Annotated in this window: 14 protein-coding genes and 1 tRNA gene; 10 read left to right on the plus strand and 5 right to left on the minus strand. The window is 65.5% G+C overall.

Features of this window, described 5'->3' with window-relative positions:
• The first annotated feature begins 7 nt into the window (after positions 1-7).
• Both ACMZ91_RS15750 and ACMZ91_RS15755 read left to right on the plus strand, forming a co-directional pair.
• Positions 8-847 carry an SPOR domain-containing protein gene (locus ACMZ91_RS15750; protein WP_414577824.1) on the plus strand — a complete coding sequence of 280 codons (840 nt, stop codon included), beginning with the start codon at positions 8-10 and terminating at the stop codon, positions 845-847.
• Between the two features lie 40 nt (positions 848-887).
• Positions 888-963, plus strand: a tRNA-Thr gene (locus tag ACMZ91_RS15755).
• Between the two features lie 110 nt (positions 964-1,073).
• Here ACMZ91_RS15755 and ACMZ91_RS15760 read toward each other — a convergent pair.
• The 3 genes from ACMZ91_RS15760 to ACMZ91_RS15770 form a co-directional block, all read right to left on the minus strand.
• The gene (locus ACMZ91_RS15760) at positions 1,074-1,859 is read right to left on the minus strand and encodes a hypothetical protein (protein ID WP_414577822.1); all 786 of its coding nucleotides are present in this window, start codon (positions 1,857-1,859) and stop codon (positions 1,074-1,076) included.
• Between the two features lie 54 nt (positions 1,860-1,913).
• Complete coding sequence (locus tag ACMZ91_RS15765; protein ID WP_152911148.1) at positions 1,914-2,516, minus strand: hypothetical protein; 603 nt, start codon at positions 2,514-2,516, stop codon at positions 1,914-1,916.
• Between the two features lie 226 nt (positions 2,517-2,742).
• Positions 2,743-3,147, minus strand: a complete 405-nt coding sequence (locus tag ACMZ91_RS15770) for a hypothetical protein (protein ID WP_414577820.1) — start codon at positions 3,145-3,147, stop codon at positions 2,743-2,745.
• A 595-nt stretch (positions 3,148-3,742) separates the two neighbouring features.
• Between ACMZ91_RS15770 and ACMZ91_RS15775 the strand changes: the two genes are divergently transcribed.
• Complete coding sequence (locus ACMZ91_RS15775; protein ID WP_414577818.1) at positions 3,743-4,513, plus strand: DUF3011 domain-containing protein; 771 nt, start codon at positions 3,743-3,745, stop codon at positions 4,511-4,513.
• Positions 4,514-4,537: 24 nt separating this feature from the next.
• Here the strand turns inward: ACMZ91_RS15775 and ACMZ91_RS15780 are convergent, their stop codons facing one another.
• Positions 4,538-4,885, minus strand: coding sequence for a hypothetical protein (locus ACMZ91_RS15780; protein ID WP_071229398.1), 348 nt, complete (start codon positions 4,883-4,885; stop codon positions 4,538-4,540).
• 130 nt (positions 4,886-5,015) lie between these two features.
• Between ACMZ91_RS15780 and rocF the strand changes: the two genes are divergently transcribed.
• The 3 genes from rocF to ACMZ91_RS15795 all read left to right on the plus strand — a co-directional run bounded on the left by rocF (position 5,016) and on the right by ACMZ91_RS15795 (position 6,661).
• A complete protein-coding gene (rocF, locus tag ACMZ91_RS15785; protein WP_134951683.1) occupies positions 5,016-5,936 on the plus strand; it encodes an arginase in 921 nt (306 codons plus the stop codon).
• A 162-nt stretch (positions 5,937-6,098) separates the two neighbouring features.
• Entirely contained in the window at positions 6,099-6,236 is a 138-nt protein-coding gene (locus tag ACMZ91_RS15790) for an entericidin A/B family lipoprotein (protein WP_008266021.1), read from the plus strand.
• Between the two features lie 203 nt (positions 6,237-6,439).
• Complete coding sequence (locus ACMZ91_RS15795) at positions 6,440-6,661, plus strand: CsbD family protein (protein ID WP_004153772.1); 222 nt, start codon at positions 6,440-6,442, stop codon at positions 6,659-6,661.
• A gap of 73 nt (positions 6,662-6,734) precedes the next feature.
• Here the strand turns inward: ACMZ91_RS15795 and ACMZ91_RS15800 are convergent, their stop codons facing one another.
• Positions 6,735-7,535: a hypothetical protein gene (locus ACMZ91_RS15800; RefSeq protein WP_414577815.1), complete on the minus strand. Its 801-nt coding sequence runs from the start codon at positions 7,533-7,535 to the stop codon at positions 6,735-6,737.
• A 108-nt stretch (positions 7,536-7,643) separates the two neighbouring features.
• On the opposite strand from ACMZ91_RS15800, the gene ACMZ91_RS15805 reads away from it, so the two are divergent.
• The 4 genes from ACMZ91_RS15805 to ACMZ91_RS15820 all read left to right on the plus strand — a co-directional run bounded on the left by ACMZ91_RS15805 (position 7,644) and on the right by ACMZ91_RS15820 (position 12,212).
• Positions 7,644-8,936, plus strand: coding sequence for a tryptophan--tRNA ligase (locus ACMZ91_RS15805; protein WP_049421443.1), 1,293 nt, complete (start codon positions 7,644-7,646; stop codon positions 8,934-8,936).
• 126 nt (positions 8,937-9,062) lie between these two features.
• The gene (locus ACMZ91_RS15810; RefSeq protein WP_065724234.1) at positions 9,063-9,365 is read left to right on the plus strand and encodes a hypothetical protein; all 303 of its coding nucleotides are present in this window, start codon (positions 9,063-9,065) and stop codon (positions 9,363-9,365) included.
• A 156-nt stretch (positions 9,366-9,521) separates the two neighbouring features.
• The gene (locus ACMZ91_RS15815; RefSeq protein ID WP_369353031.1) at positions 9,522-10,454 is read left to right on the plus strand and encodes an MBL fold metallo-hydrolase; all 933 of its coding nucleotides are present in this window, start codon (positions 9,522-9,524) and stop codon (positions 10,452-10,454) included.
• A 105-nt stretch (positions 10,455-10,559) separates the two neighbouring features.
• Positions 10,560-12,212, plus strand: coding sequence for a M28 family metallopeptidase (locus tag ACMZ91_RS15820; protein ID WP_164080610.1), 1,653 nt, complete (start codon positions 10,560-10,562; stop codon positions 12,210-12,212).
• The last annotated feature ends 157 nt before the right edge of the window (positions 12,213-12,369 follow it).

A 12,369-nucleotide genomic window follows, 5' to 3' on the forward strand; every position in this document is an offset into this window, starting at 1 on the left:
TCCGCGCATGCTGACCCGTGCCCTGATCGTCGTACTGGCCATCCTCAATCTTGGCGTCGCCTGCTGGTGGCTGCTGCGCGATGCACCGCAACCGCCCGCGCCGCCGCCGCAACCGGCTGGCGTAGCCGAGCTGCGGTGGGTGCCCGGTGGCGTGGATGCCGCTGCGGCCGCCGAAGCGACCGCAGCTGCCCCGACCGCGCCGCTGGTGGAACGCGAACCGGCGGAGAAGACCGCTGTGGCTGCGACGCCTGCACCGGCCACGCCGGAAATTGCCAAGCCACAGGTGGCTGAGGCTACGCCGGTTGCTGCCGCTGCCAAGCCGGTAACGCCGCCTGCACCGGCCCCGGCGCCGGAAAAACCCGTAACCCCGCCCGTGGCTGCCGAGCCGCCGCGCTGCATCGCGCTGGGCCCGTTCGCCGACCGCGCTGCTGTGACCAGTGCGCAAGGCAAGGCCGGCAACGTCATCAGTCAGGTGCGCCTGCGCGAACAGCCTGCTGCCAGCGGCAGCGCACGTTTCCGGGTGATGCTGCCGGCCGCCGCCAGCCGCGAAGAAGCCCAAGCCACGGTGAAGCGTATCGTCGCCGCCGGCCTGAGCGACTACTACATCATCAGCCAGGGCGAGGACATCAACGCCGTGGCGCTGGGCCAGTACCGCAACCGTGAAGGCGCCGAGCGCCGCATGGCGGCGGTGCAGGCCGCAGGCTTCCAGCCGCGCCTGGTCGCCAGCGGTGACGCCGGCCAGTGGTGGCTGGAAGGGCAGCTGGCGGCGGGCACGCAGCCGGCCCAGGCCCAGCAGCGCAGCGGGGCGGCACAGAGCCGGTCGCTGGAATGCACACGGTTGCGCTAGAATCCCCGGACCGAGGCGCTGCCGCCGGTGCACCACCCATGCCGCTTTAGCTCAGTTGGTAGAGCAACTGTCTTGTAAACAGTAGGTCATCCGTTCGATTCGGATAAGCGGCACCATCTTCGATCCCTTGGCATCCGCACATGTCTACGGGGAACAATCAACCCGCTGAAATAGCGGGTTTTTTGTGCGTTGCCGTTCCGGAAAGAATGCGGGTCTGCAGGCGTGTTCAACGCGACCTCGTAAGACCCCTTCTGAGTTGGTTGCAACGCTGGAGCATACGTTCGCCAGACTGTTCATTCATTCGAATGCGGCCATCGGCGAGAAGGGGATAGGTCTCGAGACGGACACGATAGGCTGCTTGCGAAGACAGCTGCACTGCAGCGTCGTCCGTGCCGATGGCGGCTCCAGGCAGCGAATCCTCTCGAACAACGCCATTTACCTGAAGCTGTGCGCAGAGCCCGGCGTAGTAGGCGACGCGTTCATCAAGCGCCTGAGGGTGCCTTGTGGCATGACCCAGCGCATGGAATGTCTCGTGTGCGACCAGATCGACAAGGTTTGCAACTGTCCGTCCGCGGTCGTCATGTATCGAAGCCGCAAGTGCCAATGTCTTCCCACCCGAGAACGATCCCAAAGCACGCGACTGTATCGTCGCGGCGGTATCCGTTGGCACGAGAAGAATCCGGTATCTGTTCGCCTTTGCTTCTATCCATGATTCGGAGAATTTCGCTGCTGCATCAATGCGCGTACAGGTATCGGCAACGTCAATCTGTGATCCTGCAGCCATCAAGAGCAGGATTCCGTGCTGGGTGTTGGTGCAGTGAAACGATTCCAGAGCGGGCAGGTCCTTGTGCCCTGGAACAATGGAGAGAGACCGGAAGTAGCGGAATGGCCCGAGAGGCGTGGACACCAGCTCGGTATAGCCATCCGGAGGGATGCCTTGTGGAAATCCAATCGTTGTGGCGCAGCCTGCCAGGATGGAGGCGGCGAATGCGGCGAGTACGACTCCTTTCATCGCTTCTCCCAAAGGTGCGGGTGCTCAAGGTGCACCCGCACCTCCTGTTGTTTACTACATCTCCATGCACAAGTGCGGCGACGGGTGGTTGACGCAATCCCGTCCTTCGAACTCCAGGTAGTAGCTCGCCTTGGTAATGCCTTCCTGTTTGGCTTGCCCAGCGATAACCTGCGGGCCATTTCCGTATGCCGAATGGAAGGGGAGCAGGTCGTAGCTCAAGGCATCGCCATTACCCACATTTGCGTATATCCAGGCATTCACCGCGTTAGGATCCGCAACTCGGATCACGGTGCCTGTCCTGACCCATGAAAACGTTTGGGACGCGCTGATTGCGCCGGTAGCGACGTTCTTTACCCGGAGTATCGCATTGCCCGTGGCAGGATACGGTATGGTTGATCCGGATGTATCCAGCTCAAACGTCGCGGCATCTGGGAGTACGCTGAGAGACGAGAGCAGGGAGTTGTAGATGCTCCTCTTCCCACCACCGTCCCCTTCCCAGATAACTTCCATACCCGCCTTGCACTCTCCGCCACCTGCTTGTTTTCCACTGCACTCGCCATAAGCTCGAACACTCTTCAGGGTGCAACCTGTGAACAGAAGTGCGCTTCCCAATGCGATAGTGGAGGCGGCCAGTATGCTCTTGGAATTCATTCTCATGCTAGATCTCTCCTTGGTCTAGAAGGATGCGTGGTCCACCGTGGTTTCGAAACCACGCGGAGCAGTTGAAATGAGATCGACAGAGGTAGATGTGACTTCGGTCTTGGAATTGAGTATCCGTCGGTGTCGTCGAGTATCACTCTCGGAAATGAGGCGCGTGTGCGAGTGCAAGGAAGCATTCCACAGCGAAGTAGAATCCGGGCGTTTGTGCAGAAGCTCTCGCCAGCTACCTCCCACCCACCTGCAACGCCACATACTCCGCCAAACCACGGCAGGCCAATATCAGCCCCTCGCGCGCACCATCGCCGATATCGTCTTTCTCTTCCCCGTCTACGCGCACGCGCTCAGCGGCGTGATACAGCTCCAGCAGCGACACCAGGCCAACCGCAGCGCGGTCCCGGCGTGCGGCGGCCACGGCCTGGCCGGGTGTGCTGGCGGTCCCCGTCCACGGCTGTCCGTCGGCGGCATCACCGGCGCGGATGCGTTGCAGGCAGCTGGGCAGGTTGATTGGCGCGGGTGCCTCGTTCGCAGCGGCGAAGGCCGCTTCCAACGGCTGCGCCAGTTCCGGCGGCAGGCGCAGGGCGGCCTCGCCCAGGGTTGCGGTCAGGTACGGGTGATGGGCGTTGGACATGCGGGCATCCTCGTCAGGAACAGAGGTGCCGCCACGATAGGGTGGCGGGCGATGCGTGGCTTCCAAGACCGGGAATCGATGAGCCGGCGGGCACGGGGCCCCCACGCACCGCCCGCCGTCGATCGGCGAACGGATTGCCAGCCGGCGCCGCTCTTGGGAAGACGGCGCCGGCTGGCAAGCGTATACAGCATCGATTACGCGGGCTTGGAAGACCCGACCACCTTTGCAGGTGGCGATTCATCATGCGCACGTGAAATCACCGCCTGCCAGTCGTTTGTTTCGATGGCATCGGGTGATCTGAAAGGAAAAATGAATTATCGCGTTTGGCCCGTTTCGGGCATTGCAATGCCAGAAGCGACATATCGCGCCGAGCTGCAGCCAACGACGAATCCTGGTGCGTCTTGCTGTCGCACAACCCTTCATGGCCCAGGAAGTAAAGCTGGCTTAACCGTCCCGGCAAAGCTCCAAGAACACCCTATCAGACATGAATCCCCGCGCGCGTCACGCGGATCTTGATAATCCTCACGGACAGCCCGCAGCGCTGCACCGCATACTGCCGCCACACGCCCATCCTGGGCCCCTTCGGGATCCGCACATGCGTCGCCATGCCCTGCCGCTTACCGTCGCACTGTTGTCCACCGCTTTCGTTACCCCGGCCATGGCCGCCGTGCCGTTCTTCAACGCCAGCTGCCCGGGCGGCATCGATGTGCACGCCGACGATGGCGGGCCGGTCTACGTGCAGGGCCGCGAGGCCACGCTGAAGCGCTTCAACGACCGCTACTTCGAAGCACGCGATGCCAACAGTGGCATCACGCTGTCGATCAGCAGCAGCGAGGACGGCACGCCGCAGATCAGCTACACCGGCCGAGGCGGCGCCAATGGCATCTGCCAGGTCATTGTCAGCGGAACGCCCGCATCGTCTGAACATCGCGACCACCGTCGCCACGATGACGACAACGACACGGCACTACCGCGCGAAGTCACCTGCGAGTCCACCGACCAGCGCCAGGTGTCGTGCGACATGGATACCCGTGGCAACGTGGAAATCGTGCGCCAGCTCAGCCACACCCGTTGCGAACAAGGCCAGAACTGGGGCCTGTCGCGGCATTCGGTGTGGGTCAATGGCGGGTGCCGCGCGGTGTTCCGCAATGTGTCCAAGGCGGCCAACAGCGCGCCGGCGGGCGATACCGGGCTGGGTTCCTGCAACATGCGCAAGGGTGCGCAGGGCACGCTGGTGACCCAGCTACCGGTGGGCAGCGATTACCAGGAACTGATCATCGATTATCCCGATGGCCGCTTCCTGTGCATGATGCGCAACAACGGCCAGGTGCAGAGCTTGACGCCGGTTCGCCGCCGCGGCGGTTGAGTTCGTCGCAGGCTGGGACCTCCGTCAGCCGCCTGATGTTCGCAGCAACACCCATGCCAGCATCAGGGCGAACATGCTGGCGAACGTCAGGCCAAACCACAGCGCCGCCACCTTCACGTTGCCGATCAACGCTGCCAGCATCCGCTGCGGCTCGCTTTTCAGGATCGGATATTCGGCGTGTGCCTTGCGCAGACGCTGCCAGCCAAGCCCAAGGAACACCAGGATGGAGAACGGCACCACCAGCAGCGTCGCCTGCATCAGCCAGCCATTCGGCGACGCATCGATCGAGTTGCTCAAAAAAACTGCGAAAACGGCGATGGGCAGCGCCACGGTGAAAAAGCGTGGCCACGCGGTATTGATGAAGGGCGACATCGCAATCTTCCATGAAGGACGGTCGGGTCCGCGCGGCATCATGCCATGCCAATGTCCTGCTGCACCGCCGCGAGTGGTGTCACATCCCTCTGGCTAGACTGTGCTTCTTTTTCCCCCGCAGGAGGCACCCATGGCCCATCCCATCTCCGTATCCCTGATTGGCGTTCCCACCGACGTGGGTGCGGGCCATCGTGGTGCCCGGCTTGGCCCGGAAGCGCTGCGCGTGGCGGGCCTGCCGGAGGCGCTGGAGGCGCGCGGCGTGGACGTGCGCGACCTGGGCAACCTGGATGGCCCGCGCAACCCGTGGACCGCGCCGGTGGAAGGCTACCGCCACCTGGATGAAGTGGTGGCGTGGAACCATGCGCTGATGGAAGCCAGCTACGCCGAACTGCAGGCCGGCCGCATGCCGATCATGCTCGGCGGCGACCACTGCCTGGGCATTGGTTCGATCACTGCGGTGGCGCGCTGGTGCCGCGAACAGGGCAAGACCCTGCGCGTGCTGTGGCTGGATGCCCATTCGGATTTCAACACCAGCGACGTGACCCCGTCGGGCAACATCCATGGCATGCCGGTGGCCTGCCTGTGCGGCCTCGGCCCGGATGCGTTGACCCGCCTTGGTGGCACCGTGCCGGCGATCACCCCGGCGCAGATGCACCAGATCGGCATCCGTTCGGTGGACCCGGAAGAGAAGCGCCTGATCAAGACCCACAAGGTGGATGTCTATGACATGCGCTACATCGACGAGAACGGCATGAAGCGCGCGGTGGAAGCCGCACTGGCCGGCATCGACGAGAACACCCACCTGCATGTCAGCTTCGATGTGGACTTCCTGGACCCGAGCATCGCGCCGGGTGTGGGCACCACTGTGCCGGGCGGGGTGAACTACCGCGAGGCGCAGCTGGTGATGGAGATGATCGCCGACACCGGACGCATGGGGTCGTTGGACATCGTCGAGCTCAACCCCTTGCTGGACAAGCAGAATGCCACTGCCGAACTGGCCGTGGACCTGGTCGAAAGCCTGTTCGGCAAGTCCACCCTGATGCGCGACTGACGGCGCCGCCTGAACGGATCTGTGATCCGTTCACACCCGCTCCACGCCGCTGCCGCCAGATTGCACTTCACGCGGCGGTGGTGGGCGTTGGCCTTCTCCCGCCGAGCGAAACAATCCCATCCGCGAATGAAGCGGTGTAGCGGCAAACCCAAGGAGAAGCCCATGAAGCGCGTAGTTGCCCTGATGCTGTTGTCGATGTTCTCGGTGGCCCTGCTGGCCGGCTGCAACACCATTGCCGGTGCCGGCAAGGACGTGCAGAAGGCGGGCGAGAAGGTCGAGGACACCGCGAAGGGCCGTTGAGCCCTGCACGGAACGGAAAGAGAAAAGGCCGGGGATTTCCCCGGCCTTTTTTTGCGCGTGCTTTTCGCTGCGTGCTGTCGAAGCGGAGTGAACCATTCAAGCAGGTGAGCATCTATTTCATTGCCGGTTGACCGGTATTCAACAGCTGCTGCGCGAAGCTGGAGCCACGGTAAGAACGCCGTTGCAACCAAGGACTCCCAGCAATGAACAAAGACATCATTTCCGGCAAGTGGTCGCAGCTGAAGGGCAAGGCCCAGGCCAAGTGGGGCGATCTGACCAACGACGACTTCGATGTGGCCGAAGGCAATGCCGAGTATCTGGCCGGTCGCCTGCAGGAACGTTATGGCTGGGCCAAGGACCGCGCGGAGAAGGAAGTGCGTGAGTTCCAGGACGCCGTGAGCAAGGACTACCCGGATTACAAGTAAGCACTTCGGTTTCCCCCACAACACAACGCCCGCACCGAGAGGTTGCGGGCGTTGTGCTGTCTGGACGGGGCGATCAGCGCGCCGGCGGGTCCGGCACGTAGCGGTTGGGGAACGCCTGCGGTTCACGCGGCAGGCGCGAGGGCGAATCCACCAGGATGCCGCGCGCACGCAGGTTGCGGGCGCTGTCGTAGCGCAGCTGCAAGACCTGTGCGGGGCTGCGGCTGGCGCGTTCGAAGTCGGTGTCGCGCACCGAAGACTGCTCGCGTGCACCGTGACCGGTACCCAGCGCTGGCGCCTGCGACTTGCTGGCATAGCCCTCGATGCGGCTGCTGCTGGCGCTGGCATCGGCCGACGCTTCCGCCGCCGGGGCTGGCAGCGGCAGGCCACGGCGCAGGATCGGATCCGGACGCCAGCGGCGCGCTTCCTCGAACACCGCTACGCCCACCACGCCGATGTTGTCCGGGCGGCCGGTGCGGCTGGCATAACTGCCGCTGGGGCTGCTGAACACGAACTGCGCCACTTCGTCCTGGCTCTTGCGCCAGCCGGTGATGTCGGCGCGCTGGCCGGGATTGAGCACGTAGCCGGTCTGCAAAGGATCGGCATCTTCGCCGGAGATGGCGTTGACGCCGTCTACCGACAGCACCACCAGCACCCGGCGCGGGCTGTCGTTGTACAGGCGCACGGCGTAGCGGTGGCCGCGCTCGCCGGCCACCCAGCGCTGGCCCCCGGCGGGGTAGCTGCGCAGTTCGGTGCCGCGGTCGCGGTCGACCAGGGCCATGCGCACGGGGCCGCCGTCGTACACCGGCGGCGGCATCGGGGCCGGGCGGAAGCCGGCCAAGGGCAGGATCAGCAGCAGGGGCAGCAGGCGTTTCATCGGGCGTCTCCAGCGGGGTTGCGTGAATGAACGCGCCGCAGGCCCTGACGGGGTTGGTGGCGTGCAAGGTAAACTGGCCCCGTTCATCGAAGGTTACCCCACGCAGTCATGACGACCCGAGTCCTTACCGGCATCACCCCCTCCGGCACGCCCCACCTGGGCAACTACGTTGGCGCCATCCGTCCGGCCATCGCGGCCAGCCGCGCGCCGGGGATCGAGAGCTTCTTCTTCCTGGCCGACCTGCACAGCCTGATCAAGTCCCAGGACCCGCAGCGCACCCAGCGCGCGACCCTGGAGATCGCGGCCAGCTGGCTGGCCTGCGGGCTGGACCCGGAACACGTGTGGTTCTACCGCCAGAGCGACATCCGCGAGACCACCGAGCTGATGTGGTTCCTGACCGCCATCGCCAGCAAGGGCATCCTCAACCGCGCGCACGCCTACAAGGCGGCGGTGGACAAGAACCGCGAGGAAGGTGTGGACGAGGACGCAGGCGTCAGCGCCGGCCTGTTCATGTACCCGGTGCTGATGGCCGCCGACATCCTGATCTTCAAGGCCAACCAGGTGCCGGTGGGCCGTGACCAGATCCAGCACATCGAGATGGCGCGCGACTTCGCCCAGCGCTTCAACCATGTGTACGGCAAGGAGTACTTCCCGCTGCCGGACGTGGTGATCGACGAGCAGGTGGCGACGCTGGCGGGCCTGGATGGCCGCAAGATGAGCAAGAGCTACCACAACACCATTCCGCTGTTCGTGCCGCGCGAAGAGCTGAAGAAGCTGGTGTTCTCGATCCTGACCGACTCGCGCGCACCGGGTGAGCCGAAGGACACCGAGGGCTCGGCGCTGTTCCAGATGTACCAGGCGTTCGCCACCCCGGAACAGACCGCGGAATTCGCCAAGGCGTTCGCCGCCGGCATCAGCTGGGGCGATGCCAAGCAGCAGCTGTTCGAGCGCATCGACAGCGAGCTCTCGCCGCTGCGCGAGCGCTACAACGCGCTGATGGCCGAGCCGGAGAAGATCGAGGCGCTGCTCAAGCGCCGTGGCCAGCAGCTGCGCGAGCAGCTGGCGGCACCGCTGCTGGACGAGCTGCGCCATGCGGTGGGCCTGCGTGACCTGTCCACCGCAGGCGACATCGCCAGCGAGGATGCCGGCGTGGCCCGCGTGGCACCGCCGCTGTTCAAGCAGTACCGTGAAAAGGATGGCCGCTTCTACTTCAAGCTGACCGCTGGTGACGGCACCCTGCTGATCCAGAGCGAAGGCTTCGATTCGCCGCGCGATGCGGGCCAGCTGATCGCGGTGATCAAGCAGGCCGAGCAGGGTGACCAGCTGCAGAGCGAGCTGTTCAAGCTGGAAGCGGAAGTGGATGTAGTGCTGGCCGCGCTGGCGGCGCTGCGAGCCGACTGATCGGTAGATGCCGACCTTGGTCGGTGCCGTTGAAGGGCGGATGCCGGCCAGCGGCCGGCACTACCCGTGAACGAAGGTCATGGCATGATGTCCGCGCGCCTCCGGCGCGATGACATGGAGTCTGCGATGGCCTGGTTGTCGCTGCTGCTGTTCCTGCCCTGGTTCCTGCTGCTGGGCAGCCTGTACTGGCTGTTCCCGCGCCAGCCGCGCACCGCGCGGCGGCGCCTGTTCGACAGCACCACCCTGGTGCTCGCATTCGCGCTGAGCATCGTGTCGATGCTGTGGGGCTACCGCATTGGCGTGGTGCAGCCCGGCGCCGGCCCGATCTGGCCGCAGGTGCTGGCGGTGCTGTACGCCTACGGCGCGTTCCTGGCGGTGCTGGTGTTGGCCCTGTTGCTGCGGCCGCGGTTCGCATTGCGCTCCGGCTGATCGGTAGTGCCAGTCGCTGGCCGGCACATGCATTCTCCTGGCTATCCCGAGGTTGCCGGCCAGCGGCCGGCACTACCCGACCAAAGCCGCATCGAACCCGGGCCGCCTGCGCGCCTACCATGGGGGTCTGTTCCCGATCCTGCCAGGTGCGTGCCGATGACCGCCGACCCCAGCATCCACACCATCGATACCGGCTTCCAGCGCCCGGATTTCGACGCGGCGTACCTGATCGTTGAAAACGGCCGCGCTGCGTTCGTCGACTGCGGCACCGGCCTGTCGGTGCCGGCGATGCTGCAGGCGCTGGCGGATGCCGGCCTGGGCGTGGAGGCGGTGGACTGGCTGCTGCTCACCCACGTGCATCTGGATCATGCAGGCGGTGCAGGCCTGCTGATGCAGCAGTTGCCGAATGCGAAGGCGGTGCTGCACCCGCGCGGTGCGCCGCACATGATCGATCCGACGCGCCTGATTGCGGGTGCCACGGCGGTATATGGCGCCGAAGAGATCGCGCGCAGCTATGGCCGCATCGAGGCGATTCCGGAGCACCGTGTGGTGGTGGTCGAAGACGGCCACCGCATCGATCTGGCTGGCCGCGAGCTAATGCTGTTGCACACGCCGGGTCACGCGCTGCACCACTACTGCGTGTGGGATGCGCGCAGCCGCAGCTGGTTCACCGGCGATACGTTCGGTATCTCCTACCGTGAGCTGGACAGTGCGCAGGGTGCTTTCATCTTCCCCACCTCATCGCCGGTGCAGTTCGATCCGGAGGCGATGAAGGCCTCGATCCGGCGCATGCTCGATTACGCGCCGCAGGCGATGTACCTGACCCACTACGGTCGTGTGGAACAGGTGGAGAAACTGGCCGACGACCTGTTCGAGCAGATCGATGCGATGGCCGCCATCGGCCGCCAGTGCGATGGCCGACCGGACCGCCACCGCTGCCTGCTGGCCGCACTGCAGGCGCTGTACCTGGAACGTGCACAGCTGCATGGCTGTGCGCTGGACGATGCCGCGGTGACCGCTGTTCTGGCGATGGACATCGAACTCAACGCGCAGGGCCTGGCGTGCTGGCTGGATCGCATCAGCAGGTAGATCCACGCCATGCGTGGATGACGTGGGCCCAGGCTGCGCCGTGATGTCACGACCACGTTACACTCTGGTGACTTCCAAGCTAGCCGTGGTACTGCCGTGAATCCGATGCGCGTGTTGCTGCTGTCGTCCTGCCTGTTTGTCGGTGGCCTGGCCCATGCGGCCAACGACCTGCCGGGTGGCGGTATCGATCCGCAGGCACTATCGCGCCACGTGCATGTGCTGGCGTCGGATGAATTCGAGGGCCGCGCGCCGGCCACCGAGGGCGAAGAACGCACGGTGCAGTACCTGATCGAGCAGTTCCGCAGCTACGGCCTGCAGCCGGGTGGCGTGGATGGCAGCTGGGTACAGCCGGTGCCGCTGGTGCGCGCACAGCTGGATGGCGCGGCCAAGGCCAGCCTGTCGCTGAAGCAGGGCAAGCGCGCGCTGGCCAACGGCGTGGACGTGACCCTGCAGAGCCTGCAGCCGCGCAAGCGCGTGCAGATCAAGGATGCGCCGCTGGTGTTCGTCGGCTACGGCATCGACGCGCCGGAACGCCAGTGGAACGACTACAAGGACGTGGACCTGCACGGCAAGATCGCCGTCGTGCTGATCAACGACGCCGATTTCGAAGCCGATGCGCCGGGCGCGTTCGACGGCAAGGCGGTGACCTACTACGGCCGCTGGACCTACAAGTTCGAGGAAGCCGCGCGCCGTGGCGCCGAGGGCGTGTTGATCGTGCACGAGACCGCACCGGCCGCCTATGGCTGGGCCACGGTGAAGAGCTCGGGCACTTCGCCGCTGTTCGACATCGAGCGCGGCCAGGCCGAGGCGATGGCCCAGCACACCCCGCTGCGTGGCTGGATGCAGCGCGAACTGGCCGAGGCGATCTTCGCCGACGCCGGCCTCGACTTCGATGCCGAGAAGCGCAAGGCGATGCGCGCCGACTTCCGTCCGGTGGCGCTGGACAACGCGAAGCTGAGCGTTGATTTCGCGCTCAAGCGCGAGCAGGTGGTGACCCGCAACGTGGTGGCCAAGCTGCCCGGTGGCGAGCATGCCGACGAGGCGGTGATCTTCTCGGCGCACTGGGATGCCTTTGGTATCGGCCAGGCCGACGCCAAGGGTGACCGCATCCGCCGCGGTGCGATCGACAACGCCACCGGTGTGGCCACCGTGCTGGAACTGGGCCGGGTGTTCGCCGCCGGCCCGCAGCCGCAGCGCACGCTGTACTTCGTGGCACTTACCGCTGAAGAGAAGGGCCTGCTGGGCGCCAGCTACTACGCCGCACACCCGCTGGCGCCACTGGACAAGACCGCCGCAGTACTGAACATCGAGATGTTCAGCCCGGATGGTGCGACCCGTGACATCGCGTCGTGGGGCAAGGGCCGGGTCTCGCTGGAAGGTGACCTGGAACGCGTGGCCAAGGCCCGCGGCCGCAGCTACAGCCCGGACCCGAATCTGGAAGCCGGCTTCTTCTACCGTGCCGACCACTTCGCCTTCGCCCGCCTGGGCGTGCCGGCGATCACCATCGGCCCGGGCCTGGACAAGCTGGACGGCGGCGTTGAAGCCGGCCGCGCGCTGCGCGAGAAGTACTTCGCCGACTGCTACCACCAGGCCTGCGATGCGTGGACGCCGAGCTGGGACCCGAGCGGCCACGCCGCCGACACCCTGCTGGTCTACGACCTGGGCGCCGAGCTGGCCAACAGCCGCCGTTGGCCGACGTGGGAAAAGGAATCGGAGTTCCGCGGCGCGCGCGACAAGAGCGAAGCGGCCCGCCGTTGAGGTACTGCCGGCCGCTGGCCGGCAACTCCCTGCTCTTTCCGGAGGTTCATGAGGTTGCCGGCCAGCGGCCGGCACTACCGAAAGAATGTGGAGTTGCCGACCAGCGGCTGGCACTACCGAAAGAGGTGGCGTTGGCCGCCCCCCCCCCCCCCCCCCC

The organism is Stenotrophomonas sp. FR024 (assembly GCF_047500745.2).
In the GTDB taxonomy this organism is placed as follows: domain Bacteria; phylum Pseudomonadota; class Gammaproteobacteria; order Xanthomonadales; family Xanthomonadaceae; genus Stenotrophomonas; species Stenotrophomonas maltophilia_A.

Coding starts and splice junctions, on each gene's coding strand:
- ACMZ91_RS15750 (WP_414577824.1), top strand. CDS start 8: ATGCTGACCCGTGCCCTGATCGTCGTACTGGCCATCCTCAATCTTGGC.
- ACMZ91_RS15760 (WP_414577822.1), bottom strand. CDS start 1,859: ATGAAAGGAGTCGTACTCGCCGCATTCGCCGCCTCCATCCTGGCAGGC.
- ACMZ91_RS15765 (WP_152911148.1), bottom strand. CDS start 2,516: ATGAGAATGAATTCCAAGAGCATACTGGCCGCCTCCACTATCGCATTG.
- ACMZ91_RS15770 (WP_414577820.1), bottom strand. CDS start 3,147: ATGTCCAACGCCCATCACCCGTACCTGACCGCAACCCTGGGCGAGGCC.
- ACMZ91_RS15775 (WP_414577818.1), top strand. CDS start 3,743: ATGCGTCGCCATGCCCTGCCGCTTACCGTCGCACTGTTGTCCACCGCT.
- ACMZ91_RS15780 (WP_071229398.1), bottom strand. CDS start 4,885: ATGTCGCCCTTCATCAATACCGCGTGGCCACGCTTTTTCACCGTGGCG.
- rocF (WP_134951683.1), top strand. CDS start 5,016: ATGGCCCATCCCATCTCCGTATCCCTGATTGGCGTTCCCACCGACGTG.
- ACMZ91_RS15790 (WP_008266021.1), top strand. CDS start 6,099: ATGAAGCGCGTAGTTGCCCTGATGCTGTTGTCGATGTTCTCGGTGGCC.
- ACMZ91_RS15795 (WP_004153772.1), top strand. CDS start 6,440: ATGAACAAAGACATCATTTCCGGCAAGTGGTCGCAGCTGAAGGGCAAG.
- ACMZ91_RS15800 (WP_414577815.1), bottom strand. CDS start 7,535: ATGAAACGCCTGCTGCCCCTGCTGCTGATCCTGCCCTTGGCCGGCTTC.
- ACMZ91_RS15805 (WP_049421443.1), top strand. CDS start 7,644: ATGACGACCCGAGTCCTTACCGGCATCACCCCCTCCGGCACGCCCCAC.
- ACMZ91_RS15810 (WP_065724234.1), top strand. CDS start 9,063: ATGGCCTGGTTGTCGCTGCTGCTGTTCCTGCCCTGGTTCCTGCTGCTG.
- ACMZ91_RS15815 (WP_369353031.1), top strand. CDS start 9,522: ATGACCGCCGACCCCAGCATCCACACCATCGATACCGGCTTCCAGCGC.
- ACMZ91_RS15820 (WP_164080610.1), top strand. CDS start 10,560: ATGCGCGTGTTGCTGCTGTCGTCCTGCCTGTTTGTCGGTGGCCTGGCC.